We start from the raw sequence: 25,507 nt of genomic DNA, 5'->3' as shown, positions 1-25,507 counted from the left end.
AAGTCCTTTGATGTTCGAATGGATTATCACGTTATTGCACGATTCATATAATAAAAACAGAACTTCGATCAGGGCATGGAAAATGACGCTTCGCCTGTTTTTTCACAGTGACGACCTCAAGGCGAATGTCGAAGTCCTCGACTGCACACCCCACGAGAACGAATTCGCCGTAGTGCTGCGCGCTACCCTGTTTCACCCCCAGGGCGGCGGTCAGCCTTGCGACACCGGCTGGATCGGTGAAAGCCGGGTGTCGCGCGTGGTGCAGGAACCGGAGCGCATTGTGCATTTCGTCGACCGCCCGCTGCCGCTGGGCATGACCGTCATCCGTATCGATGAAGAGCGCCGCCGCTTCAATACGCGCATGCACTCGGCCGGGCACCTGATCGGTCATTTCATTCAGGCCATGGGCTGGACGCCGATCAAGGCGCACCACTGGCCGGACGAAGGCCGGGTGCAATTCAAACCGGGCGATGGCGCGGAAGAAGTCGATGCGCCAACCGTGCAAACCGGTATCGAGCAGTGGATCGAACACGATCTGCCGCGTCTGACTTCACTGCGCGAGGGTGCGCGGGAAATCAGTTTTGGTGAACTGCCGGCCTATGGCTGCGGTGGCACCCACGTACGCAGCCTGAAGGATCTGGGCACAGTCACGATCGCGTCGCTTTCGCAGAAGAAAGGCACGTTGTCCGTCCACTACAGCGTGGATTGAGCATTTCGGACGTTGCCGTCGCGCAACGTCCGACGCCGGGGAACCGCACTCGCCGGTTCCGTTGACTATCGATAGATGGACCTAAAACAAATGATGCTAGACGTCGAGCGTCTCGATGAGACGTGCATAAAAAAACTGGCCAACGAAGAAGTCCTCGCCATCCGCGTCAAACGCTTTCTCCCCGAGCCGCTAGCGATCGAGATCGGCGACAAGATCCTCGCCCCGGGCTTTGAAGGCTACATCAACGCGCCGAGTATCGGCCGCATCGGCATGGCCTTCTACGAGGCGGAAAACCAGCCGCTGCTGATTGAGGATTACTTCGAACGCGCCACCCGCAACATCGCCGAACTGCGCCAGCGCTGCGCGCCCTACTCTTCGCCGATCGACACGTTGCGCTGCATGCTCGACGAATCCTGGCCTGCCGGCGCGCATCTGGAAAATCTCTACGGGCGCAAGATGTATGTCGGCTTGTCGCGCGTGGTCAAACCCGGCGTGTGCTTTCTTGCTCATCACGACATCTTCGCCAAAGACGCCCCGGACAGTTTTCAGGCACGCAGCCTGGAAGCGCAATTCGCCTGCAACGTCTACCTGAACATGCCCACCGAGGGTGGCGCTTTGCAGATGTGGGAAGACCACATCACCCCGGATCAATTCGACGAAATGCGCGGCGACAGCTACGGCATCGAGCCGTCGTTGCTGGGGCCGCCCGCGCTGGAAGTGCGACCGCAGCCCGGCGATTTCATCATGTTCAATTCGCGGCGCATGCACTCGGTAACCCCGGGCGTCGCCGACCCGCGTTTGAGCCTGTCGTTCTTTGTCGGCTATCGCGGCAATGCCTCCCCTCTGACTTTCTGGAGCTGACATGCTTTCCAACTACCTGGGCGAATTTCTCGCATTGGCGACTATCCACTTCCTCGCCGTCGTTGCACCCGGCCCGGACTTCGCCGTGACCATCCGCCAGAGCGTGCGCTTCGGTCGGCTCGTCGGCATCTGCACTGCGCTGGGCATCGGCGCGGGGATTTCCGTGCACGTGCTGTATACCCTGCTCGGCGTCGGCGCCCTGATGCACACCACGCCGTGGCTGCTGACTGTGGCCAAAATGGTCGGCGGTGCGTACATCCTCTATCTGGGCATCAGCCTGATCCGCAGCAAACCGAAGAGCAGCGTCGAAGGCGAAAAAACCGCCGATGAGCCGCTGGTGGAACAGTCACTGTTCAAGGCATTCAGCACCGGTTTTCTGACCAACGCCACCAACCCCAAGGCCACGCTGTTTTTCCTGGCCATCTTCACCACGATCATCAGCGCCAGCACACCGCTGCAGATCCAGGCGTTTTATGGCTTGTGGATGTGCTTCGTCAACGCGCTGTGGTTCGTGATCGTCGCGCTGTTTTTCTCCAGCAACAAAGTGCGCCTGCTGTTCATGCGCCTTGGACACTGGTTCGAGCGCAGCATGGGCGTCATCCTCATTCTGTTTGCCGGACGCCTGATGCTGTCGATGTAACTCGCACAAAAAAGTCCCGGCATCAGTTGCCGGGACTTTTTCATTTGTGCGCCTCTTTTGCATTTCTGTGCGACAGATCAAGTTTGTGACTCCCTCTTCACCTGCTCATGGTGGTAGGTTGCAAAATGTTTCTGCCGCAAGCGTCAGACATATTTTCCCAATCTCTAGCAAAGGAATGCCTGTTACATGGTCTTTTCCCTGAAAAAACTGGCCGCTGCCACGCTCGTCATGGCCAGCCTCACAGCGTTTACCAGCGCCGCACAAGCCAACATCACTGCCGAGCAAAGCGCGGCGATCCTGAAATCCTTCGACGGCAAGAACCTGACGGACTTCCGCAGCTTCCTTGGCAGCCTGGCGCAAAGCGACCTGGCCAAGACGGATAAGCTCAACCCCTCCATCAGCGCCTTCCTCGACAACAAGACCCTGAACGCCGAACAGCAGAATGAAATTCACCGTCTGCTGGGCATTTATACCCGCGTGAAATATGGCAAGGCCGCGCTGGAAACCCTGCGCCAACTCGTCGAGATCCCGACCTTCCGCAAGGACGGCGTGGAGCAACACGACAACCCGGAATTCATCAAGATTGCCGGCGAGATCCAGAAACTCGCCGAATCCTTCGGTTTGAAGTTCCGCAATGTCGATAACCGTGTCTACGAAATTTCTCTGGACGGCAAAGGCGACGAAGTCGTTGGCATTCACGCGCACGCCGATGTGGTGCCGGTGACGCCGGAAAACTGGGTGCTGAAGGACGGCACCAAACTCGACCCGTTCAAAGTCACGCTGATTGGCGATCGCATGTACGGTCGCGGCACCGAGGATGACAAGAACGCTATCGTCGTGGCGCTGTACGCCATGAAAGTGATCAAGGACGAGAAACTGCCACTGGCGCGTAACTTCAAGTTGCTGGTCGACACCACTGAAGAAACCAGCGGCGATGCCATTCCTTATTACTTCGAACGCAACCCGACGCCGAACTACAACATGGCGCTGGACGGCGGTTATCCGGTGGTGATCGCCGAAAAAGGTTACGGCACCGTGATGGCCAACTTTGCCAAACGCAAAGGCGAAGGCAACGGCGCGGAAATCATTTCGATGACTGGCGGCAAAGCGACCAACCAGATTCCGTCCGCTTCGGTGGTCACACTGGTAACCGACAAGCCAGCCGAGCTTGCCGCCAGTCTGCAAAAAGCCGGCGACGCCTATGCCAAAGCCAACGGCGGCGACTTCGAAGTCGCGGCAAAGGTTGATGGCAAAGACGTCAAACTGACCGTGACGGGAGTTTCTGCGCACTCCTCCGAACCAGAGTCCGGCGTCAACCCGGTCGCGCGAATGCTGAGCTTCATCAACAGCCTGGACGGCAAAGTCGCGCTCAAGCACAACCAGTTCACCGACGCCGCACGTTATGCCGATGACAACTGGGGCCTGGACTACCTGGGCAAAAAACTCGGCGTGGGCTTCTCCGACTCGTTCATGGGGCCACTGACCACCTCGCTGACCTACGTCGGTGAGGATGACAAAACCTTCAAGCTGGCGGTGAATCTGCGCGTACCGAAGGGCAAGTCACCGGAAAAGCTCAAGGCTGAGATCGCTGAGAAACTGGATGCCTGGAGCAAGAAGACTCATGTTGCCGTGGCGTTCGATTACTCGGTGGCTGAACCGATGTATCGCAACCCCGAGGGTGAGTGGGTCAAGGCGCTGCTTGCCGTAGCCAGCGAAAACCTCGGCATGAAGTCGGAATTCGGTACTTCCGCCGGCGCGACGTCGGTTCACGAATTGCCGAACGGCGTGCAATTCGGCCTGGCGCGACCTGAGGCCAAGTACACCGGCCACACCGATGGCGAGTTCAAGACCGTCGAGCAGTTCCTGCTGGATCTGCAGATCGTCACGGAAATGATGGGGCGTGTCGGGCAGTTGCCGAAGCTGTAAAGCTCTACCTGAGCCCGATCATTGATGACCGGGCGCAAAATAAAAAAGGGCCTGTGAAAAGGTCCTTTTTTATTGCCGCCACAAAACGCGCACAAACAAAAACGCCGATCATCACTGATCGGCGTTTTTGTGAAATTGGAGCGGGAAACGAGACTCGAACTCGCGACCCCGACCTTGGCAAGGTCGTGCTCTACCAACTGAGCTATTCCCGCAAATGGCGTCCCCTAGGGGACTCGAACCCCTGTTACCGCCGTGAAAGGGCGGTGTCCTAGGCCACTAGACGAAGGGGACACGCTACCCGGAACACATGGTGTGTGTTTCGGTGTCCAGATCCGCATCCGAAGACTTGGTTCTGGTTTCACTCAGCACCGCCCGAAAGCACTGCTGTTTAAAATTGGAGCGGGAAACGAGACTCGAACTCGCGACCCCGACCTTGGCAAGGTCGTGCTCTACCAACTGAGCTATTCCCGCATTGGCGTCCCCTAGGGGACTCGAACCCCTGTTACCGCCGTGAAAGGGCGGTGTCCTAGGCCACTAGACGAAGGGGACACACTACAACATTCACTCCCTGCCGCGTTTCGCTGTGTGCTTTACGCTGCAAGTGGCGCGCATTCTATGGATGGATTGAGGGGTCGTCAACCCCTTGATATAAATTTATTTAAATCAATGACTTCGACCTGGATTACGGGCCGCGTAAGGCTTTTCCGTCGTCTGAAACCTGACGCCTATATTCCGCCACTCGCCAAGACGTTATAGTCCACAACACAGTGATGGCAATCTGCACATCAAGCGCCAGCATTCATCTATACAGCCGGCGGCCGATATAGATTGCAGCAGCCGATCAAACCCGTCGAGCGGCGCTAGGCGCCTAAATGCCCAGCCACTACACTCGCATGCGAACCCTATAAAGAGGTCTTACCGGTGACACCACTCATGATCACCCTGCTAGTCGTAGCCGGGATCGCAATTCTGATCGCCATTGGCTACATGAACCATGTGGTGGAAAACAACAAGCTGGAGAAGGCCCGCACCAAAGTCGAACTCAACGACCGCCTGCGCCGCTGCGGCGAACTGACCGAAACCTTCCCCGGCCAGTTCATGACCCCGGCGCTGAAACTGCTGCTGACCCGCCTGGAACTCAACGTCTGCCAGCGCCTGCTCAATCTGGAAAAGACCAGCGCGACGACCAAGGCCCGCATCACCGAACTCAGCGCCCTCGTTGCCCAGGGCGAATCGATACCGGTGAACAACCCGCCCGCGCCGATCCTGACCGAAGCCAAAGCCAAAGACGTGCGCTTCCTCCTCGAAGCCCTGCACGGCCAGATCACCCGCGCCGCCCACGACGGCTTCCTGCCACCGAACGAAGCCAAGCAGTGGATCCGCGAAGTGCGCCACATCCTCGTGCTGCTGCACATCGAATTCTTCAACAACCTCGGCCAACAGTCCCTGCAACAAAACCAACCCGGCCAAGCCCGCCTCGCCTTCGAACGCGGCGTGCAATATCTGCGCAAACAGCAGGACCCGCAGATGTATGCCGAGCAACTGCAATACCTGGAAAAACTCCTCGCCCGAGCCAACGCCCAGGTCATGGACAAGATTGCCCCGGTGGAAGGTGAAGAAAACCAATTGACTGCCGGTTTGAAGGATGTCGAAGCGGATGCGGACTGGAAGAAGAAAGTGATTTACGACTGAGTCGGGAATACTGGTAAAGAAGCCACCGTTATTGGTGGCTTTTTTGTGGGTGACTTGAAAGAGGATGTGAATTGAAGATCGCTTTCGCGAGCAGGCTCGCTCCCAGATCGGGAAGCAGTGTTCTCAGGTAAAAATCGGTCGGCTGTCAGGCCGCCTTCGCTGGCAAGCCAGCTCCCACAGAAAAGCAAAAGCAAACCCGGGCCATCCCCACGCGGCGAAGCCGAGAGCCTGGCCGGCCCAAAGGCCGCCAAGACTCAAAGCCGAAAATGCCCAACCATCGAGCGCAACTCGCCGCCCAACTGCGCCAGCTCAACACTCGAAGCCGCATTCCCGCGCATGGCCACGGAAGAGTGATCCGCACTCGCTCGAATCTGCGTAACACTGCGATTGATCTCCTCCGCCACCGAACTCTGCTCCTCCGCCGCCGCCGCGATCTGCTGATTCATCTGCTGAATCAACGACACCGCCGCCGCAATACTCCCCAGCGCACTCTCGGTCTGCAACGCATCACTGACCGCCAGCTTCACCAGTTCGCCACTGCTGCGAATCTGCTGCACCGACGACTGCGCCGCCGCTCGCAAGGCACTGACCAGGCGCTCGATCTCCTCGGTCGATTGCTGCGTGCGCCGCGCCAGTGCACGCACTTCATCGGCCACCACCGCGAATCCCCTGCCCTGCTCGCCAGCCCGCGCCGCCTCGATTGCCGCGTTCAGCGCCAACAGATTGGTCTGCTCGGCCACGCTCTTGATCACCTCCAGCACCGTGCCGATATTCTGAATCTCGGCACTGAGGCTCTCGATGCTGGAGCTGGCCGAGGTCGCCGAATCCGCCAACTGCTCGATCCGCGCCATGCTTTGGCGCACCACCTGCTGGCCGCTCTCGACCTTGTCATCCGCCGTCTGCGCAGCCAGCGCCGCCTCTTCGGCATTGCGCGCGACGTCATGCACGGTGGCGGTCATCTGGTTCATGGCGGTGGCGACCTGCTCGGTTTCCTCCTTCTGGCTGTTGACCTCCAGATTGGTCTGCTCGGTCACCGCCGACAGCGATTGCGCGGAACCGGCCAAGCGCTCGATGCCGGCCTGCAAGCCGCTGACAATCGTGCCGAGGCCGGCAGCCATCTGCTGCATGGCCAACATCAATTGTCCCATTTCATCGCGGCGCGTCACCTCGACCTTCGCCGTCAGATCACCCGCAGCAATCTGCTGCGCCACACGAATGACACTGCGCAGCGGCGCAACGATCAGGCGCGTGATCACCCACGCGGCAAGTAATCCGACCAACAAGGCCAGCGCCGAAGAGCCAATGATCAACACCGTGTTCTTTTTCAGCTCCGCCTGCATCGAAGCGTCTTCGGCGACGTAGGCCTGATTGACCCGGTCCACCACCTGCGCGGCACGCTGATGCAGTTGGTCATAAACCGTTTTTTCTTGCGCCAGCAACCCGGTGTATTCAGCCAGTTTCTCGTTGAATCCGGCGATATGCCCCGACACTTCGTTGAGCACAGTCAGATAGCCCTCGTCCTTGACCGTGCTTTTCAACGCCTCGGCTTGCTCCTGCGCTTGCGCGGCCTGTTCGATGTTGCCTTGACCGGCATTGTCCGCATCGCCCTTGCGGCTCTGATCCAGACGCACCCGCGCTTCATTCATCGCCTGCAGCATCAGTCGCGAGACCTGACTGACCTGATTCGCCTGTTCGATGAACTGCGCGCCGTCCTTGCCCTCGGTGTCTTTCAAGGTGTAGGCACCATCGTCGGCCAGCCCGCTCTGCAACACGTCGAGGTTATTGGCCACGCTGGACACCGACCAACTGGCCATCTCCAGCGCAAGGTCCTTGGCCTGGCTCAGCGAGACGAACTCATCGAAGGCCTTGCGATACGCGCCCAGCGCTTGCTCGACATCGCTCATCACCGGCACATTGGCCGGGGAATGTGCCTTGAGCTCGCCGGCAAGAACGATCAGCCCATCGACGCCCTCGCGCAAGGCATCGGCGGTTTTCGGATTGCCGCGCAGGGCGTACTCCTGCTCGAGCAAGCGCACCTTGAGCAGGCCGCTGTTGAGCGCGGACATCTGCTTCAAGCCGTCGAAACGCAGACTGATGGTTTGCAGCGACCAGACGCCGATCGCCGCGACCAATGCAGTCAGCAGCAAGACCAGCACGAATCCGATACTGAGTTTTTTCGCCATACCGAGGTTGGCAAAACGTCCTTGCACGGCCGAAATCATTGCGCGTAGTCCCCTGCCAAAGTCTGTTGCCGAAGATTCGCAACGGGCTCGAACCAGCACAAGACTCTGGCGTCGGAATAATGGCAAAAAGCTACGCCCGCGTCGTTTTCAGAATGCTTGAGGTCGATCCGCGCAAGTATTGCGAAAAAACTGCCGAGCCCGCGGGTCGCAGGCACAGGCCACATTGATGCGCTGCCAGTCACCGCACTCACCGCTGGGACTGAAGGCATCCGCTGCCGATAACTCCAGCCCGCAACGCTGGGCCTGCCTGCGCACCGACGTCTGGTCGCGCAAGCGTGCCCGCGCCCAGATAAACAGCCCGCCTACCGGCTTGCCGAACACTTCCCACTCGGCATCTTCCAGCGCCTGCAAGGCCGCCGCGCGATCGGCATTCAAGCGCTGGCGCTGGCGCTGCACCAGTTTGCGATACGCACCGGTCGCCATCAGCCTGGCCAGCACCGCCTCGGCCAGCCTCGAACAGCCCAGGCCGCTGATCATCTTGACCTCCGCCAGGCGCTTCAGCAGCTCGATGTCTGCCAGGACAAAACCGACCCGCAATGAGCTGCTCAGTGTCTTGGAGAAGCTGCCGACATAAATGACCCGGCCGCCATGGTCCAGCGCCGCCAACCGCGTACCGCTGCCGGTGTGCAGATCAGCGTAGACGTCATCTTCGATCACGCGCAGGTCGTAGGTCTTGCTCAACTGCACGATGCGCTGGGCCACCGCAGGCGTCAGGCAACTGCCAGTGGGATTGTGGTGATGGCTGCCGATGAACAAGGCAGCGGGACGAAACTGACGCAGCACTGACTCGAGCATGTCGATGTCCGGCCCGCTCGGTGTCCGACGCACTTCGAGCATCTGTACGCCGTGCAGGCGCAGCAGGTCAAACAACGGTGCATAACCGGGCGTTTCCACCACCACGCAGTCGCCGGCCTTGAACAGGGTGCGCACGATCAGATCGAGCGCATGACTGGCACCGCTGGTACTCATGAGCCGAGCACTGCAGGCGTCGATGTGCAGCAGTTTCAGGCGCTTGGCAATTTGCTCGCGCAACGCAGGCAGCCCCAGCGGCGAGCTGTAGTTGAACAGACTGGCCATGTCGGTGCGCGCCACCTCGCGTAATGCGTAGCTGAGGTCGTCGGGCTCACGCCAGCTCGGCGGCAAGCCTCCTTGCCCCAAGATCAAGCGGCCCGTCGAAGCGCTCAGCTCATCGCACCACGCATGGCGGCCCTCGAACACTGCCAGTTCCGAGTCCGTTTCGCGCAACGGCGGCGAGGCCGCGACGATGAATCCCGCGCCCTGACGCGCAGTCAACACACCTTGCGAAACCAGGCGCTCGCAGGCTTCGACGACACACGACTGGCTGAGCAGATTACCCCGGGCGATTTGCCGTACGGAGGGCAACCGGGTGGCCGGCGGGATACCGCTTTGCACAATCCAGTCAGTCATTCCGTCGACGATCTGCTGCACGACCGGCACCATTGCCTGTCGGTCAATTCTCAGTTCCATGAGCTCGCAAACTCCTGTCAGTTTTGCTGGCAGCAGTAAATCACAGCCGCACCGCCGAGGCTGTGCGACAACGCCGCCAAATGCGGCAGTTCTAACGGTTTGATACACATTGTTTAGCGGTATTCACACGGACCAACCGCGAGGTACAAAAAACCCGCACGCAGGCGGGTTCTTAAAATTACGGCAACTTTCAGAACGCTGTCACGCCGCCATCCACCGCCAGCGAATGCCCAGTGGTGAAGGCTGCGCCATCGCTGCACAGATACAGCACCGCGCTGGCGATTTCCTCAACCTTGCCAATGCGCCCGACCGGGTGCATGGCGTTGGCGAATTCGCCCTTCTTCGGGTCGGCTTCGTAGGCACGGCGGAACATGTCCGTATCGATCACTGCCGGGCACACTGCGTTGACGCGGATTTTCTTTTTCGCGTATTCGATCGCCGCCGACTTGGTCAGGCCGATCACCGCATGTTTCGACGCCGCGTAGATGCTCATTTTCGGCGCTGCGCCCAGCCCGGCTACCGACGCCGTGTTGACGATCGCGCCACCGCCCTGCGCCAACAGCAACGGCAACTGATACTTCATGCACAGCCAGACGCCTTTGACGTTTACGCCCATGATCGCGTCGAACTCGTCCAGCGTACCGTCGGCGAGTTTGCCCTTCTCGATTTCGATCCCGGCGTTGTTGAAGGCATAGTCGAGACGACCGTAGGTATTGATCACCTCACCCATCAGATTTTTTACATCGCTTTCCACCGTCACGTCGCAGCGCACGAAGGACGCTTCGCCACCGGCGGTACGAATCAGCGCCACCGTGCCTTCGCCTCCAGCCGCATCCAGGTCAGCCACCACCACTTTCAGGCCTTCGGCGGCAAACGCCAAGGCTGTCGCGCGGCCGATGCCGTAGGCGGCTCCCGTGATTACAACCACCTGACCGGAAAACGTCATGCTCATGGAGATGTCCTCGAATGCAAAAAACTGGGAGATGTTGCGTCGCAGCATAGCCAAGGGCGGCGGAAGCGCGTCAGCACTATGCAATCGCTGTTTACCGGCGCATGCGCCGCAGTGATGAAACCCGCCCCGTAACCATCACTGCACTGGATCGACTCGCATTCGCCGTATCAGCCAACCTTGCGACATCGCCGTTGAAGAGCTATCAACAAGGCTTCATTCCATTCGAGTGCCCGTCATGACCAACCAGACCAATCGCCAGTTCCTGCTCGCCAAACGCCCGGTGGGCGCCGCGACCCGCGAGACTTTCACTTATCAGGAAGTACCGGTCGGCGAGCCACAGGCGGGACAGATTCTGGTGAAAAACGAATACCTGTCCCTCGACCCCGCCATGCGCGGCTGGATGAACGAAGGCAAGTCCTACATCCCGCCGGTCGGCCTCGGTGAGGTCATGCGCGCACTGGGCGTGGGAAAAGTCATCGCTTCGAACAATCCTGGCTTCGCCGTCGGCGATTACGTCAATGGCGCCCTCGGTGTGCAGGATTATTTCCTCGGCGAGCCGCGCGGGTTCTACAAGGTCGACCCGAAACTCGCGCCATTGCCACGCTATCTGTCTGCACTGGGCATGACCGGCATGACCGCCTACTTCGCCCTGCTCGACGTCGGCGCACCGAAAGCCGGTGACACCGTGGTGCTGTCCGGCGCGGCCGGTGCGGTGGGCAGCGTGGCCGGGCAGATCGCCAAAATCAAAGGCTGCCGCGTCGTCGGCATCGCCGGCGGGGCCGACAAGTGCAAATTCCTCATCGACGAGTTGGGCTTCGACGGCGCCATTGATTACAAGGCCGAAGACGTCGTGGCCGGTCTGAAGCGCGAATGCCCGAAGGGCGTGGACGTGTATTTCGATAACGTCGGCGGCGACATTCTCGACGCGGTGCTGAGCCGCTTGAACATGAAAGCGCGGGTGGTGATCTGCGGCGCCATCAGCCAGTACAACAATAAAGAAGCGGTCAAAGGCCCGGCCAATTACCTGTCACTGCTGGTCAATCGCGCGCGCATGGAAGGTTTTGTGGTGATGGACTACGCCGCGCAGTTCGCCAGCGCCGCGCAGGAGATGGCCGGCTGGATGGCCAACGGGCAGCTCAAGAGCAAGGAAGATGTGGTTGATGGGCTGGAGACGTTCCCCGAGACGCTGATGAAACTGTTCAACGGCGAGAACTTTGGCAAGTTGGTTCTGAAGGTTTAAGGCCAGCCTGAAACCAATGGGGGAGCGAGCCTGCTCGCGAAAGCGGTGGATCAGTCGATAATGATGCCGACTGACACTCCCTCTTCGCGAGCAGGCTCGCTCTCACAGTCGGATCTTCAATAAGCTTTAGGAAATTTCGGCTACGACTGCGGCCAACGCCTGCGCCGGGTTCGCCGCCTGGCTGATCGGACGGCCGATTACCAGGTAATCGGAACCGGCATCCAGCGCCTGACGCGGGGTCAGAATGCGCCGTTGGTCGTCCTGCGCGCTGCCTGCCGGGCGAATCCCCGGGGTCACCAGTTGCAGCGACGGGTGCGCGGCTTTCAGCGCCGACGCTTCCAGCGCCGAACACACCAGACCGTCCATCCCGGCCTTCTCGGCCAGCGCCGCCAGACGCAGCACTTGTTCCTGCGGCTCGATATCCAGACCGATACCAGCTAGATCCTCGCGCTCCATGCTGGTGAGCACGGTCACACCGATCAACAACGGTTGCGGACCACTGCGCTTGTCCAGCTCCTCGCGGCAGGCCGCCATCATGCGCAGGCCTCCGGAGCAGTGCACGTTGACCATCCACACGCCCATCTCGGCAGCGGCTTTCACGGCCATCGCAGTGGTGTTGGGGATGTCGTGGAATTTGAGATCCAGAAACACTTCAAAACCCTTGTCGCGCAGGGTGCCGACGATTTCCGCCGCGCAACTGGTGAACAGTTCCTTGCCCACTTTGACCCGGCACAGTTTCGGGTCCAACTGGTCGGCCAGCTTCAGTGCGGCGTCACGGGTGGGGAAATCCAGGGCGACGATGATAGGAGTCTGGCAGGCGGACATGGATGGGCTCTCAGGCTGGTCGAAAACGGCGCGCATTGTAGCGGAACCGGCGGCAGCGCGGCACCCGATGATCGGCAAATCGTCGCGCTGGCCGTTATCAGCTTAGCCCGCGCGGCTATTGTGTCGACTCCGATACACAGCCGACACGCCGGCAACACGCATACGGGTTAGCCTCGCCCGGCGCAACACGTCCTTACAACAGCACTTCCCGCCTCCCGGCCGGACGCCTATGCTGAAACCACCACTGGCAGCGAACAGCCCCATGCACAACACCCCGACAACCGTGACGGATGAAAGCAAAGACGACAAGCGCTGGAGCATCCGCGCGCTGATCGTCGACGATGACGTGCCGATCCGCGAGCTGATGATCGATTACCTCGCCCGTTTCAACATTCACGCCAGCGGCGTCACCGACGGCGCGGCGATGCGCCAGGCGCTGCAGGGGGAACATTTCGACGTCATCGTCCTCGACCTGATGCTGCCCGGCGAAGACGGCCTGTCGCTGTGCCGCTGGCTGCGCGCCGAATCGGACATTCCGATCCTGATGCTCACCGCCCGCTGCGAACCCACCGACCGCATTATCGGCCTGGAACTGGGCGCCGACGATTACATGGCCAAACCGTTCGAACCACGCGAACTGGTGGCCCGCATCCAGACCATCCTGCGCCGCGTGCGCGACGACCGCAGCGAACAGCGCGCGAACATTCGCTTCGACAACTGGCGCCTCAACAGCGTCCTGCGCCAAGTGGTCGCCGACAACGGCCTGGTAGTGCCCTTGTCCAACGCCGAATTCCGCCTGCTCTGGGTCTTCATCGAACGCCCGCGCCGCGTGCTCAGCCGCGAACAACTGCTCGACGCCGCTCGTGGTCGCTCGATCGAGGCTTTCGACCGCAGCATCGACCTGCTGGTCTCGCGCCTGCGACAGAAACTCGGCGACGACCCGAAAGCCCCGCAACTGATCAAGACCGTGCGCGGCGAGGGTTACCTGTTCGACGCGCGGGACATCGGTTGATGAAAGCGCGCTTCGACACCCTGTTCGGTCGCCTGTTCGGGGTGCTGTTTGTGGCGATTGTCCTGGCGCACCTGCTGGCCTTCGCCTGGTTCAGGCTCTACGGCCCTCCTCCGCCCCCACCACCGCCAGAGTTCTCAACGAACATCGACGGCCAACCGCCAATGCACGACGCCGCTTACCCACCGAGGCAAACACGCCCCTGGTTCGGCGGCCCGGTGGTGCCGCTGACCTTTCAGTTCATCACCCTGATGATTGCCGCATGGTACGGCGCCAAGCTGCTCAGCCGGCCGATCCAGCGCCTGAGCGACGCCGCCGAGCGCCTGAGCGAAGACCTCGACAGCGACCCCCTCGACGAATCCGGCCCGCGCGAAGCCCGGCAAGCGGCGTACACCTTCAACCTCATGCAACGGCGCATCCGCGAACAGGTCCAGCAACGCGCGCGCATGCTCGGCGCCGTCTCCCACGACCTGCGCACGCCACTGTCACGGCTGAAACTGCGCCTGGAAAACATCAGCGACGACAAGCTGCAAAGCCAGATGCGCCAGGATCTGGACGACATGATCGGCATGCTCGACGCCACCCTCACCTATCTGCACGAACAACGCACCAGCGAAGCCTTGCAGTTGCTGGACGTGCAGGCGCTGGTCGAATCGCTGTGCGAGAACGCCCAGGACCAGGGCGCCGATGTACAGGTCAGCGGCCATTGCTCGCCCTTGTCAGTACAGCCGATGGCGCTGCGCTCGTGCATCAACAACTTGCTGGACAACGCCCTGCGCTACGCCGGACAGGCAAGGATTGAACTGCTGGAACAGCGCGAAGAACTGCTGATTCGGGTGATTGATCACGGGCCGGGGATTGCTGAGGCCCAGCGTGAAGCCGTGTTTGAACCGTTCTACCGACTGGAAGGCTCGCGTAACCGCAACTCCGGCGGCGTAGGACTGGGCATGACCATCGCCCGCGAAGCCGCGCAGCGGCTGGGTGGGCGGTTGGATCTGGAAGAAACATCGGGTGGTGGGCTGACCGCCGTTGTCCGCTTGCCACGGGGCTGAGGCTCAGCCGACTTGAAGTGGGAGCGAGCCTGCTCGCGAAAGCGTCTGATGATTCAATGCCTGGGTTGAATGTATCGGCCTCTTCGCGAGCAGGCTCGCTCCCACAATGAAACTGAGTGTATTGGGTAGATATTGGCTGGATGTGAGGGCGCTATCGCTGGCAAGCCAGCTCCCACAGGGATCGAGTGGTTTCAGAGAGAGATGGGTTGGCTGCCAGGCCGCCTTCGCGAGCAGGCTCGCTCCCACAATGAAACTGAGTGTATTCGGTAGATATTGGCTGGATGTGAGGGCGCTATCGCTGGCAAGCCAGCTCCCACAGGGATCGAGTGGTTTCAGAGAGAGATGGGTTGGCTGCCAGGCCGCCTTCGCGAGCAGGCTCGCTCCCACAAAAGCAAAAGCAAAAGCAAAGCAGCGCAGCTGCCCGCGGCGAAGCCGCCCCACTCAACAATGAGCGCAAGCTCGAGTGCTTTTGATCTTGATCCACCGGCGACGTCGGAAGGCTGAGTGGAGGGATTGATCCGGGCGTGGGAGCGCAGCGACCGTCTGGCGCAGCCAGACACAGCGGAAGGAGGTGCAGCGAAGCAAACCGTAGCCGCTGCGCCCGGATCGATCCCGCAGCGAAGGACCCCGAGCCTGCGAGGGCCGAACGCAGGAGCTAGCGTTTTTTGCTTACTTTTTTTGGCGCTTGTAAAAAAGTAAGTCGCCGTCAGGCGAAACCGCCAGCCGCCGCAGCGAAACATTCGGATATTCACACCAAACAAACCCAAGCATGGTCGGCCCAAAGGCCGCCAAGCCCCGTCGAGCCCCGCCTAGACCCGAGCCTGACTCTTACTCCAATCCGTCAACAGACTATAAGCCACCGCCAACAACGTAGGCCCAATAAACAACCCGATAAAGCCAAAGGCAATCAACCCGCCAAACACCCCGAGCAACACAATCACCAACGGCAGATTGCCGCCACGGCTGATCAGATACGGCTTGAGCACATTGTCCACGCCACTGATGATGAACGTCCCCCAGATCCCGAGAAAGATCGCCATCCCGTACTCACCCTTCCACACCAGCCAAGCCGTGGCCGGCACCCACACCAGCGGTGGCCCCATCGGAATCAGACTCAACATAAACGTGACGATCCCCAGCACCAGCGCCCCAGGAACCCCAGCAATGAAAAAGCCGATCAACGCCAGCACCGCCTGCGCCGCCGCCGTACCAATCACGCCGTTGACCACGCGCTGCACCGTGCCCGCCACCAATTCGATGTAATAACCGGCACGATCGCCAATCAAGCGCTGCAACAGACTGTGCACAAACGCCGCCAGTCGCGGCCCGTCACGGTAGAAAAAGAACACGAACACCAGGCTCAGCGTCAGCTCGAGAATCCCGCCGCCGATCTGCGCACTGCGCGCCAGCAGCCAGTTGCCGACCTGGCCCAGATAAGGCTTGATCGAGACCATCAACGCCGCGCCCTGTTGATCGATGCTGTCCCACATCGCCACCAGTCGCTCACCAACCAAAGGCACGCTACCAAGCCAGGTGGGCGCTTCCGGCAAACCGTCGACCTGCACATCCTTGATGAATGCCGTGGCATCGCGCACATGATCGGCAAGGTTGAAGCCCAGCCACACCAGCGGCGCCGCCACCAGCAACATCCAGCCCAGTGTCAGGATCAACGCAGCCAGCGATTCGCGGCCATTGAGCACACGGGTCAGCAAACGCATCAGCGGCCAACTGGCGAACGCCAGCACCGCGCCCCAGAACAGCGCCGACCAGAACGGCGCCATCACCCACAGGCTGGCACCAAACAACACCAGCAGCAGAATCTGCACCAGCAGGCGATCGTTATTGAGCATGGAAAGTCCCGGCAAAGTCAGTCAGCGAAAGAGTAGGCGAACACTGCGTGCGTGCTCGCCCGGCACAGCTTATCGCAACAGGTCGATGCGCAGGCCAGAGCCTTCGAGATTGCCGGTCTCCAGACGCGCCGCCCGTACGCCCTGATTGATCAGCGCCTGGCGCCAGGCTTCGGCCTTGGGCCCGGAAACCGTGACCCGCAAGGTCGTGTCGAGATTCAGCCCCCGGGAAATCAGGCGCAGCCAGGTAGCATCCGGCTCATCGACCAGTTTCGGCAAATCCAGCTCGCCGGTGCTTTTCAACTGGCGCAGCAGGGTCGCCGAGGTCGGCAGCAGTTCGCCCAACGGCGCAGTCGCCTCGAACTGTTCGACATGCAGATAGGCTTTGCGATTGCCGCGAGTGATGCTGTAAAGCGCCACGAGCGTGTTGTCCTTTGGCGCCGCCAGCCTGAGCAACAGATAGGCCTGTTGCTCGTCGGAGCCATACAGCTTGGCGTTGCCGAACACTTCGTTGGCCCACAGGCTGCTTTCGCCGCAATCGCGGGCCTGGCACCAGAACAGCAACTCGGCATCCTGCTGTTGCAGGGCTTCGCGGGCGGCGGTGAAGGCTTCGGTGGCGGAATGTTCCGGCGGCAGCTCGTAGGTCACCGAGGTGGTCTGGCCGCGAGCGGTGACCTGGCCGTCATAACGCAACTGGCCACTGATCTTGCGAATCGAACCCAGCGGGTAGATGCGCTCCAGCTCGGCCGCCGGGCGATAGTCGACAATCTGAGCATCGGCCAGACGCGGCACGATTTGCAGATCCTGGCTGCCCGGCACATCGGCAGCAAAGGACAAGGAGCTGAAGCAGCACAGCGCGAAAAGACTGAGTGGCCGCATAGTCAGGCTCACCGGACGGTCATGGCTGGGCGGGTCGGGGTCGCAGCGGTATAGAAATCCATCAAGTTTGTCTCCTGTTTCAACCCGCCCAGCCTCGGCAGTTGCCGGTAGCAAGTCAAGGCATGGCGAAGAAGCGATTGAAACAGTCTGCTACAAGACCTGCGCCAGCCTCGTCATTCAGGTGCAGATGATGCCCGCCCGGCAACTGTTCGTGACCGAAGGGTAGACGCTGGAGCAACTCAGGATGCCTGGCCAGCATGCCATCCGCCGCGACTACCAGATGCGCCGGGCAACTGACGCGCGAGGCAAACGCCATCGCCTGTTCTTCCGTCAGGCGCAGCGGCGATGGCAGGGTCAGGCGATTGTCGGTGCGCCAGGTGTAACCGCCGGGCACCGGCATCAAACCGCGCTGGGCCAATAATTCAGCGGCTTCGCGACTGACTGCCACCAGGCCTTTCATCCGCGCCTCGATGGCACGCTCGAGGGTGGTATAGACCGGTTTGCGCTTTTCCCGCAGATCGAGTTGCGCCTGCAAGGCCATGCCCATGCGCTCGGCGGCGTTTTCACCTTTGTCTGTCGGAGGAATCACGCCATCAATGAGCGCCAGATGACTGATGCGCTCGGGCAGCGAACCGGCCAGCACCATCGAGACAATCGCGCCCATCGAATGCCCGAGCAGGCCGAAACGCTTCCAGCCCAGCTGCTCGGCGACTTGCAGCACATCATGGGCGTAGTCCCACAGGGCATAACCGGCGCCGCTTGGCCGATGAGCGGAATGACCGTGGCCGGCCATGTCCAGCGCGACGATACGCAAACCGTGCAGCTTCGGCGCCAGCCGGGCAAAGCTGTTGGCGTTGTCGAGCCAGCCGTGCAACGCGATCACCGGCAAGCCGTCCTCGGGGCCGAACAGATGCGCGGCCAATTCGATGTGCGGCAGGTTCAGGCGCACTTCTTCGCAGGTCGGGCTCATGCGCAATTCTTGTCCTGTCGCTGTTCCCAGCGCATGAACAGATTCTTGAGCAGCCGCGCCGTATCTTGCGGGCGCTCCAGCGGAAACATGTGCCCGCCGGGCATGCTCAGCGCCTCGCCCTGGGGCAGGCGCGAGACGAAACGTGTGTGATGGCGCATAACCACGCGACTCATGTGCCCGCGCACCATGGCCAGCGGCACCTGCAACTGCCGGGTGCGCCCCGGACTGGTATGCGGCACGCCGCGATAAATGCTGATTTCCGTGGCCGGGTCGAAACGCAGACGCAGCTTGTCGTCGACCTGATGCAAACCGTGTTGCAGGTAGGCATCGAAGCATTCCGGGTCGAAACCACGAAACAGGGATTTGCCGGAAAAGTAACTGCGAGCGCTGTCGAGATCGGCGAATTCTTCACGGCGCCCGAGGGTGCGCCCGGCCGGGGTCAGCCGGTCGATGAAACCAAAGCGCTTGGCCGCGCGAATCACCCACTGATCGGTGCGGGTCAGCACCGGTGAGTCGAGCATCACCACGCCGCGATACAGCTCGGGACAGCGCAACGCCGCGTGCAAGTGCAGCAGACCGCCAAAGGAATGGCCAACGCCCCACACCGGCTGTTCCTGCTGCTCGAGGTGATGAATCAGTTCATCGACCAGGTTGTACCAATTGTCGTCTGCCGGAAAACGCGGGTCATGGGCGTGCTGCTCCAGATGCGCGACCCGATACTCCGGCGCCAGCGCCGCGAACAACTTGCCATAGGTCCCCGAAGGGAAGCCGTTGGCGTGGGCGAAAAAGATCGGTTGCGACATGCGGGCAAAATCCAGTGGGCAAAACATAACGACGATTGTCCGCAAGACCCGCGTCAACAGCAATGACCGTAACGGCCACGAATAGTGGCGATGTTGTTTTATCCATACAGCCGTTCGACCAGTCGTCGCAATCTTCCCCGACCTGTAATTTCTGACAGTTGACCGCTGACCTCCCTTGCCTGATAAACCAATCAGGTCACGAACCCGGGATGCTGCGTCATGCACACTCATACGCCAACACTTTCCGTGATGGATTCACGAGGACTGGGCATTGCCACGGTGTCCTATTGTCGTGAAACGCCCGGCGGGCCGATCGATCCGCGTATCTATCGCCAACGCTACAACGCTGCAGGTCAATTGACTGAGGCCTGCGATCCACGCCTCTATGCGCTGCAACAGCGCGAACCCGAGGCCCGCCCCAACCTCACCGTGATTTGCAGCCTCACAGGCATGTCCCTTTCCAGCGACAGCGTTGATGGCGCACTGCGGCTGACATTGCCGGGCGCAGCAGGACAGCGGCTCATCGACTGGGACGGACTGATGACGCAGACGTTGACCGACTATGATTTGCTGCTGCGCCCGGTCAGTATCATTGAACAAGTGCGGGGGAAGAGTGCCAGAACCAGTGGTTTTTTCAGTTATGGCGACAGCTCGCCGTCGTGCGCAGTGCACAACCAATGCGGCCGAATCGTTCGCCATGACGACAGTGCTGGCAGCGAATTTCTTCCTGAATATTCCATCAAGAGTGCACAGCTCAGCTGTGTACGGCATTTTCTCGGCGAACCCGACGAGCCAGACTGGCCGCAATCCCTGGCAGAGAGAGACCTGCTCCACGAACCCGGGAGCGGTGCAGCTACCCATATCGGCTATAACGCCCTAAATGAAACGATCAGCCAGCAAGACGCCATGGGCAATCAGAAGCAGCTCCATTTCGACGTAGGCGGGCAACTGAACCAGATCAGTCTGAAAGTCGCGCAGGATTCACAGCCCAGACTGTTACTGCATGACATCCAGTACAACGCGAGCGATCAGGTTTTGCGTCAGGCCGCCGCTAACGGCGTGATCAGCCAGAATCTCTACGATCCACAGAGCGGCTGGCTTCTGCAGATCATTGCCGAAAAGGACGGGCGCCCTGCCCTGCAACATCTGGTCTATTGCTACGATCCAGCCGGCAACATCCTCAGTGTCGAGGACAAGGCGCGGCCCACGCGTTTTTTTCGCAACCAGACCATCAAACCTGTTTCCTCGTTTATCTACGACAGCCTCTACCAATTGATCTGTGCCACGGGCTGGCAGCGAAGCAGCACCGTCAATGGTCCCCAGGAGCCGGTCTTCAGCTCCCCGCCAGATTCCGCACAGCTCGAGAACTATCGCCAGACCTACACGTATGATGCGGCAGGCAACCTCATCACCCTGGCTCACAGTGCCGCAAGCAAGAGCTGGACGCAGCGCACGGCGATTTCCCGATACAGCAATCGCGGCCTGGAGCAAACGATCAGCGGCGCGCTGCCCGACGAACCGGACATTTCCGCCGCCTTCGATATCAACGGCAAGCGGAAAATGCTCCAGCCCGGGCAGCTATTGCAGTGGAGTGCTGGCGGAAGATTGCTCCAGGTCGATCAGGTCATGCGCAAGGAGGCTGCAAACGACTGCGAACGCTATGTTTACGACGGCGCGGGCCAGCGCAAGCGCAAAATCCGCCTCATACAATCGCCAGCACTCGCGCAATCGTATGAAACGCGCTATCTGCCAGGGCTGGAAATACGCCATCGGGCCGATGAAACCTTGCACGTCATTTCCGTACAGGCAGGACGCTGTGCTGTTGAAATCCTGCACTGGGACAAGGACAAGGTTGCCGATCAATATCGCTACCAGTTCAGCAACCATCTTGGCTCGAACATGCTGGTCCTCGACGATCAGGGCAACACCATTTGCGAGGAAAACTATTTTCCCTACGGCGGCACCTCGTGGTGGGCAGGCCCCGACCAGGTACAGGCCCGCTACAAGACCCGCCGCTACGCAGGCCAGGAGCTGGATGCCACGGGCCTTTACTATTATGGCCAACGCTTCTATGCGCCTTGGTTGATGCGCTGGATCAGCCCGGACCCGGTGGGTATCAGCGATGGTATGAACCTGTATTTAATGGTGCGCGGCAATCCCGTCAGGTTTGTCGACCGCCAGGGGCTGACAGGCTGGGATACCGCCAAGGCAGCGGGCGCGACGGCCACGCGCGAGTTTGTTAGCGCAGCTTTTGCCGCCGCCGCACAAGCGGCTTTCGTCGGTGTCCTGCCTCCGACCAACGTTGCGGTGGGCATTGGAGGTGCGTTGGCGGGCGCCGTAACGGGTGGCATAAGTGGCTATGCCGGTGCCAACTGGGCGCAGAGCTCCATGCATATCAGTCCGCCGGCCGATTGGGGCCCCCTGGCTGCGAAAATCGGCGGTGTCGTGATAGGTGCAGCCTTGGGCGCCGCGCCATCCCTGCTCGGCATGTTCGATCCACGCGGCAATCCGGCAGCGGCGGGGCAGATTGGCAGCGCCTTCGGTACGCTGTTTCGTGAGGTGTCGGCGCAGTATCTCGCCAATGCCGGTCCGAGCAACCCGGCGGTGGGCCGTGTCGATCCGCTCACGGGAGCGGCCAGCGTGGTTGGGGCAGGATTGGCAGCGGGCGCCACCGGATTCGGTGGCTCAATGCTGTTTGGGAGCGACGCAACCGGTAATGTGTTGCAGTCAGTTCTTGCCGTCTCGGCAGTCACGGCCGCCAGTGCTGCCGGTGCCTCGGCCGTGAGAGGGCTGCGGGGAACCCCGACCCGACCGTCGAACAATCGCGAACCGACCTTCAATCAGGAGAACGCCGTCGTCGACTACAGCAGCCGACATTTCTTTTTATCTCTGGGGCAAATCGCCAATCTGGCCGTGTCCCAGATCCCTGGCTACGACACACTCGACGTACATACCCGAACGGCGGTTAGCCGTGCAGTGGTGAGCGCAGTCGGAGACATACGCTCGACGTTTGTCACGATCGCCAAGCCCGGCCTGAGCGCTGAGCTGGGTACCACCTTCTGGGACCTTGAAAAGAACGAGGTCGGCGCCGGCATCGTTCGCGAGAGCCCACCGACCGATGTCGACCAATACTACGTCGTTAGCGAGACCAGTCCGGGCCAGCGAAGATACTCCCGAGCACAACTCAACTTTTAAGTGAGGTGATGCCAGCGTCCGACCGCTACCATCAACGCAGCGGCGGCTGTTCCCCCAGCGGCACCACCGCCATGGTCAGGCGCGACACGCAACTGGCCTTGCCTTCGTCGCTGGTCAAACGGATGTCCCAGACATGCGTGGTGCGACCGATGTGAATCGGCGTGGCCACCGCCGTCACTCGCCCACTTCGCAAGCCGCGCAAGTGGTTGGCGTTGATCTCCAGGCCGACGCAATAGAATTTGCTGGCATCAATACACAGATAACTGGCCATCGAACCCACGGTTTCCGCCAGTACCACCGATGCGCCGCCATGCAGCAGACCGTAAGGCTGGTGGGTGCGATGGTCGATGACCATGCTCGCGGTCAGCGACTGTTCGTCGAAGGCTTCGAAGCGAATATCCAGCACTTCGCCAATGGTGTTCTTCTGAATTGCGTTCAACTGTTCAATGTCGGGAGTAGTACGCCACAAGCTCATCGCAGACTTCCTTTGTTGTTGTAATCGACGCTCAATCCTGCCACAGCACTGCCTCGCTGCGCGCGCTCCATTCTTCGAAGCGCGCGCCATAGCGATCCTCGATGACGTTGCGTTTGATTTTCAGGGTCGGCGTGAGGAAGCCGTTATCCACCGCCCAGTTGTCCTTGACCACCACCAGCCGGCGCAGGCGTTCGTGCTTGTCGAGGGCGGCGTTGACCTCTTCCAGCAGCTTTTCCAGGCTCGCGTGCAGGCTGGCACGAGGCTCTTGCTGATTGACCGTCGACAGCACGCACAAGCCCAGCGGCGCACTCAGGCCATCGCCAACCACGCACACCTGTTCGATGCGCGAATGCACGGCCAGACGGTTTTCGATTGGCGCCGGTGCGACGTATTTGCCTTTACTGGTCTTGAAGATTTCCTTGAGTCGCCCGGTCAGGCGCAGGCGCCCTTCGCTGTCCTGCTCGCCCTTGTCGCCGGTGCGCAGAAAGCCGTCGGCAGTCAGCGTCTCGGCGGTTTTCTGCGGTTCCTTGAAATAGCCGAACATGTTGGCCTGACTGCGCACCTGCACTTCGCCGGACTCATCGATGCGCACCTCGACTTCCGGGCATGGCTGGCCGATCCAGCCCTGCTTGTACTGCCCCGGCAAGCAGATATGCGAATAACCGCAGCCCTCGGTCATGCCATAGACCTCCAGCACATCGAGGCCGAGTTTCTGATACCAGGCGAGCAAGGTCTGCGGTACCGGCGCGGCGCCGGACAATGCCACGCGCAAGGCGTCCAGCCCAAGCCCGGCGAGCACTTTGCGCCCGACCCGTTTACCGATGAAGGGCAGCCCGAGGAGAAAATCCAGACGCTTTGCCGGGATCTTGCTGTACACGCCCATCTGGAATTTGGTCCAGATACGCGGCACGCCAAACATTGCCGTCGGCCGTGCGCGCTGCAGATCGGTGATGAACGTGTCGAGGCTTTCGGCGAAGAACACTGTCTGTCCGGTGTAGATCGACGCCAACTCGACAAACATGCGCTCGGCAACGTGGCACAGCGGCAGATACGACAGCAGCCGATCGTTCTCGTTGAGCCCGAACAGCTGCGTGCCGCGACTGGTGGCGAAACCAAGATTGGCGAAACTGTGCATCACGCCTTTGGGCAGGCCGGTGGTGCCGGAGGTGTAGATGATCGTCGCCAGTTGTTCGGCGGCGGGGCGTGGATCGTCCTGGATTGGCGAACAGCTCTGCAGATCCGCCCAGCTGTAATCGAACTCGCCCGGCGGATGCAGTGGCAGGCTGATGGTCGGCAGGCCCGCCGGCACGCCTTGCGACATGCCTGCCCAGTCATCCAGTTTGCCGATGAACGCCAGCGCACTTTCCGAATGAGTCAGCACTTGTGCCACGGACTCGGCGGTGAGATTGGGGTACAGCGGCACCGACACATGCCCGGCCATCCAGATTGCCAGGTCGGCGATGATCCAGTGCGCGCAGTTCTTCGAGATCAGGGCGATATGGCTGCCGGGCGGCAGCTCCCGCGCGCGCAACCAGTGCGCCGTACAACGGGCCTGATGGCCGACATCGGCCCACGTCAGCGTCTCCACCTGACCACCGCCGATGGGCTGCACCAGAAAGCGCTGGCGCGGGTGCCGGGCTTCCCGTTCGTAGAACACGTCCAGCGGCAAACGGAAGGCGGCAGACATGCGACTCGCTCCTGTTTTTTTTTGTCTGGAGCAAGCGTAGTCAACCAAGCAAGTGCTTGGTTGGAATTTTCAAACAAATAATTTCATGGGTTGGCAGAAATCAATGTGGGAGCGAGCCTGCTCGCGAATGCAGTATGTCAGCCCCAAAAAGGGTGAATGACACGCCGCCTTCGCGAGCAGGCTCGCTCCCACAGGGATATGGCGTTAAGGGTGCTTGAGGCTATTGAGCTTCATCGAGCCAATCAGCAGTTCGCTGTGCTCAAGCTCCGCCAGCCCCGCTGTACTGACCTTCTCCGACGGATGCCCGGCGCCATGCTGCAGATAGCTGAGCAGATTGCCCACCAATGGGTTGTGGCTGACCAGCAAAACATTACTGACGGACACCAATTGCTCGGCGACCTTGTCCGGATCGCTCTCCGGCGTCAGCCACTCGACCGTGCGAATCTCCGGCTCGAACCCCAGCGCCTCGCGCACGATCTGCGCGGTCTGCTGCGCCCGCACATAAGGGCTGGCGTAAATTGCCGTCAGCGGCTGGCCCACCAAATGCGCCGCGCTGCGCAGGACTTCGTTACGACCATGCTCGGTCAGCTCGCGCTCGGAATCGATTTTCGAGCCGTGAGGCACCGCCTCACCATGACGCAATACCCAGATTTTCATAGCTTGGGCTCCTCATCGCGCACCGGATGCGCGGCCGGGGCGACGGTGTGCGGCGCTTCCCCTTCCGGGGTGCGCGGCGCTGGCCAGTCGGCGAACGGCCAGGGCTTCTGGTCACTGTGGAACGTGCCGAAGCGGCCGATCTGCGCGAGGAACTGGCTGAGACTGTCGCCAAAATTCATCAGGCTGGCGCTCGGTGCGCCGTAGATCAGGCGGTAAATCAGTTGCACCAAGACCACAGCACCGAGGATGAACTGCGCGACCTGCCAGACCAGCAGATAAACGATCATCCACAACACCCGCAGGAGGATGGATTCGTACTGGGTTTCGCTTTTCGGATCGTTCATGGCTTGCTTCCTG

The 25,507-nt window shown here is 60.8% G+C and carries 21 protein-coding genes, 4 tRNA genes and 1 pseudogene; 9 read left to right on the top strand and 17 right to left on the bottom strand.

The window, feature by feature from the left end:
• The first annotated feature begins 82 nt into the window (after nt 1-82).
• The 4 genes from KVG85_RS01425 (at nt 83) to KVG85_RS01410 (ending at nt 4,136) form a co-directional block, all read left to right on the top strand.
• Nucleotides 83-709, top strand: a complete 627-nt coding sequence (locus tag KVG85_RS01425; RefSeq protein ID WP_217862806.1) for an alanyl-tRNA editing protein — start codon at nt 83-85, stop codon at nt 707-709.
• Nucleotides 710-799: 90 nt separating this feature from the next.
• Entirely contained in the window at nt 800-1,570 is a 771-nt protein-coding gene (locus KVG85_RS01420) for a 2OG-Fe(II) oxygenase (protein ID WP_217862805.1), read from the top strand.
• Nucleotide 1,571: 1 nt separating this feature from the next.
• On the top strand, nt 1,572-2,210 hold the full coding sequence (locus KVG85_RS01415) for a LysE family translocator (protein ID WP_217862804.1): 639 nt from the start codon (nt 1,572-1,574) through the stop codon (nt 2,208-2,210).
• Between the two features lie 186 nt (nt 2,211-2,396).
• Entirely contained in the window at nt 2,397-4,136 is a 1,740-nt protein-coding gene (locus tag KVG85_RS01410; protein WP_217862803.1) for a dipeptidase, read from the top strand.
• 136 nt (nt 4,137-4,272) lie between these two features.
• Here KVG85_RS01410 and KVG85_RS01405 read toward each other — a convergent pair.
• The 4 genes from KVG85_RS01405 to KVG85_RS01390 all read right to left on the bottom strand — a co-directional run bounded on the left by KVG85_RS01405 (nt 4,273) and on the right by KVG85_RS01390 (nt 4,685).
• Nucleotides 4,273-4,348, bottom strand: a tRNA-Gly gene (locus KVG85_RS01405).
• Nucleotides 4,349-4,351: 3 nt separating this feature from the next.
• Nucleotides 4,352-4,427, bottom strand: a tRNA-Glu gene (locus tag KVG85_RS01400).
• Between the two features lie 104 nt (nt 4,428-4,531).
• Nucleotides 4,532-4,607: transfer RNA gene (locus tag KVG85_RS01395), tRNA-Gly, on the bottom strand.
• A 2-nt stretch (nt 4,608-4,609) separates the two neighbouring features.
• A tRNA-Glu gene (locus tag KVG85_RS01390) sits at nt 4,610-4,685 on the bottom strand.
• A gap of 384 nt (nt 4,686-5,069) precedes the next feature.
• Here KVG85_RS01390 and KVG85_RS01385 point away from each other — a divergent pair.
• Nucleotides 5,070-5,828 (top strand): hypothetical protein, encoded by a 759-nt coding sequence (locus KVG85_RS01385; protein WP_039764159.1) that lies wholly within the window; start codon nt 5,070-5,072, stop codon nt 5,826-5,828.
• 254 nt (nt 5,829-6,082) lie between these two features.
• Here the strand turns inward: KVG85_RS01385 and KVG85_RS26220 are convergent, their stop codons facing one another.
• The 4 genes and pseudogenes from KVG85_RS26220 to KVG85_RS01370 all read right to left on the bottom strand — a co-directional run bounded on the left by KVG85_RS26220 (nt 6,083) and on the right by KVG85_RS01370 (nt 10,511).
• Nucleotides 6,083-6,946, bottom strand: a complete 864-nt coding sequence (locus tag KVG85_RS26220) for a methyl-accepting chemotaxis protein (RefSeq protein WP_371699606.1) — start codon at nt 6,944-6,946, stop codon at nt 6,083-6,085.
• Nucleotides 6,944-7,168, bottom strand: a pseudogene (locus KVG85_RS26215) (HAMP domain-containing protein); the annotation flags it as partial. The gene KVG85_RS26220 and the pseudogene KVG85_RS26215, both read right to left, overlap by 3 nt.
• Before the next feature lie 990 nt (nt 7,169-8,158).
• Nucleotides 8,159-9,559, bottom strand: a complete 1,401-nt coding sequence (locus KVG85_RS01375) for an aminotransferase-like domain-containing protein (RefSeq protein ID WP_217862801.1) — start codon at nt 9,557-9,559, stop codon at nt 8,159-8,161.
• A gap of 190 nt (nt 9,560-9,749) precedes the next feature.
• Nucleotides 9,750-10,511 carry an SDR family oxidoreductase gene (locus KVG85_RS01370; RefSeq protein ID WP_122746842.1) on the bottom strand — a complete coding sequence of 254 codons (762 nt, stop codon included), beginning with the start codon at nt 10,509-10,511 and terminating at the stop codon, nt 9,750-9,752.
• A 235-nt stretch (nt 10,512-10,746) separates the two neighbouring features.
• Here KVG85_RS01370 and KVG85_RS01365 point away from each other — a divergent pair, with 235 nt between their 5' ends.
• Nucleotides 10,747-11,751, top strand: coding sequence for an NADP-dependent oxidoreductase (locus KVG85_RS01365; RefSeq protein WP_041479470.1), 1,005 nt, complete (start codon nt 10,747-10,749; stop codon nt 11,749-11,751).
• 126 nt (nt 11,752-11,877) lie between these two features.
• Here the strand turns inward: KVG85_RS01365 and pyrF are convergent, their stop codons facing one another.
• Nucleotides 11,878-12,576 (bottom strand): orotidine-5'-phosphate decarboxylase, encoded by a 699-nt coding sequence (pyrF, locus tag KVG85_RS01360; protein WP_217862800.1) that lies wholly within the window; start codon nt 12,574-12,576, stop codon nt 11,878-11,880.
• Nucleotides 12,577-12,838: 262 nt separating this feature from the next.
• Here pyrF and KVG85_RS01355 point away from each other — a divergent pair, with 262 nt between their 5' ends.
• Nucleotides 12,839-13,588, top strand: coding sequence for a response regulator (locus KVG85_RS01355; RefSeq protein WP_110645974.1), 750 nt, complete (start codon nt 12,839-12,841; stop codon nt 13,586-13,588).
• Nucleotides 13,588-14,637 carry a HAMP domain-containing sensor histidine kinase gene (locus KVG85_RS01350; protein ID WP_217862799.1) on the top strand — a complete coding sequence of 350 codons (1,050 nt, stop codon included), beginning with the start codon at nt 13,588-13,590 and terminating at the stop codon, nt 14,635-14,637. The genes KVG85_RS01355 and KVG85_RS01350 overlap by 1 nt, the downstream gene beginning before the upstream one ends.
• 809 nt (nt 14,638-15,446) lie before the next feature.
• On the opposite strand, the gene KVG85_RS01345 is transcribed toward KVG85_RS01350, so the two are convergent.
• The 4 genes from KVG85_RS01345 to KVG85_RS01330 all read right to left on the bottom strand — a co-directional run bounded on the left by KVG85_RS01345 (nt 15,447) and on the right by KVG85_RS01330 (nt 19,136).
• Nucleotides 15,447-16,487, bottom strand: coding sequence for an AI-2E family transporter (locus tag KVG85_RS01345; protein WP_217862798.1), 1,041 nt, complete (start codon nt 16,485-16,487; stop codon nt 15,447-15,449).
• 69 nt (nt 16,488-16,556) lie between these two features.
• Nucleotides 16,557-17,363 (bottom strand): DUF4892 domain-containing protein, encoded by an 807-nt coding sequence (locus tag KVG85_RS01340; protein ID WP_217864918.1) that lies wholly within the window; start codon nt 17,361-17,363, stop codon nt 16,557-16,559.
• Between the two features lie 115 nt (nt 17,364-17,478).
• Nucleotides 17,479-18,333 (bottom strand): alpha/beta hydrolase, encoded by an 855-nt coding sequence (locus KVG85_RS01335; RefSeq protein WP_217862797.1) that lies wholly within the window; start codon nt 18,331-18,333, stop codon nt 17,479-17,481.
• The gene (locus KVG85_RS01330; protein ID WP_217862796.1) at nt 18,330-19,136 is read right to left on the bottom strand and encodes an alpha/beta fold hydrolase; all 807 of its coding nucleotides are present in this window, start codon (nt 19,134-19,136) and stop codon (nt 18,330-18,332) included. The genes KVG85_RS01335 and KVG85_RS01330 overlap by 4 nt, the downstream gene beginning before the upstream one ends.
• A gap of 219 nt (nt 19,137-19,355) precedes the next feature.
• On the opposite strand from KVG85_RS01330, the gene KVG85_RS01325 reads away from it, so the two are divergent.
• Nucleotides 19,356-22,331, top strand: a complete 2,976-nt coding sequence (locus KVG85_RS01325; RefSeq protein ID WP_217862795.1) for an RHS repeat domain-containing protein — start codon at nt 19,356-19,358, stop codon at nt 22,329-22,331.
• 31 nt (nt 22,332-22,362) lie between these two features.
• Here the strand turns inward: KVG85_RS01325 and KVG85_RS01320 are convergent, their stop codons facing one another.
• The 4 genes from KVG85_RS01320 to KVG85_RS01305 all read right to left on the bottom strand — a co-directional run bounded on the left by KVG85_RS01320 (nt 22,363) and on the right by KVG85_RS01305 (nt 25,494).
• Nucleotides 22,363-22,806 carry a hotdog fold thioesterase gene (locus KVG85_RS01320; protein ID WP_016773655.1) on the bottom strand — a complete coding sequence of 148 codons (444 nt, stop codon included), beginning with the start codon at nt 22,804-22,806 and terminating at the stop codon, nt 22,363-22,365.
• A 31-nt stretch (nt 22,807-22,837) separates the two neighbouring features.
• Entirely contained in the window at nt 22,838-24,493 is a 1,656-nt protein-coding gene (locus KVG85_RS01315; RefSeq protein WP_217862794.1) for an AMP-binding protein, read from the bottom strand.
• A 204-nt stretch (nt 24,494-24,697) separates the two neighbouring features.
• Nucleotides 24,698-25,150 (bottom strand): phosphohistidine phosphatase SixA, encoded by a 453-nt coding sequence (gene sixA / locus KVG85_RS01310; protein ID WP_217862793.1) that lies wholly within the window; start codon nt 25,148-25,150, stop codon nt 24,698-24,700.
• Nucleotides 25,147-25,494: a DUF4389 domain-containing protein gene (locus KVG85_RS01305; RefSeq protein ID WP_016773653.1), complete on the bottom strand. Its 348-nt coding sequence runs from the start codon at nt 25,492-25,494 to the stop codon at nt 25,147-25,149. Before KVG85_RS01305 ends, sixA begins: the two co-directional genes overlap by 4 nt.
• Nucleotides 25,495-25,507: the final 13 nt, after the last annotated feature.

The organism is Pseudomonas triticicola (assembly GCF_019145375.1).
Classification (GTDB): Bacteria; Pseudomonadota; Gammaproteobacteria; order Pseudomonadales; family Pseudomonadaceae; genus Aquipseudomonas; species Aquipseudomonas triticicola.
This window is presented reverse-complemented; position numbering and strand designations above follow the sequence as displayed.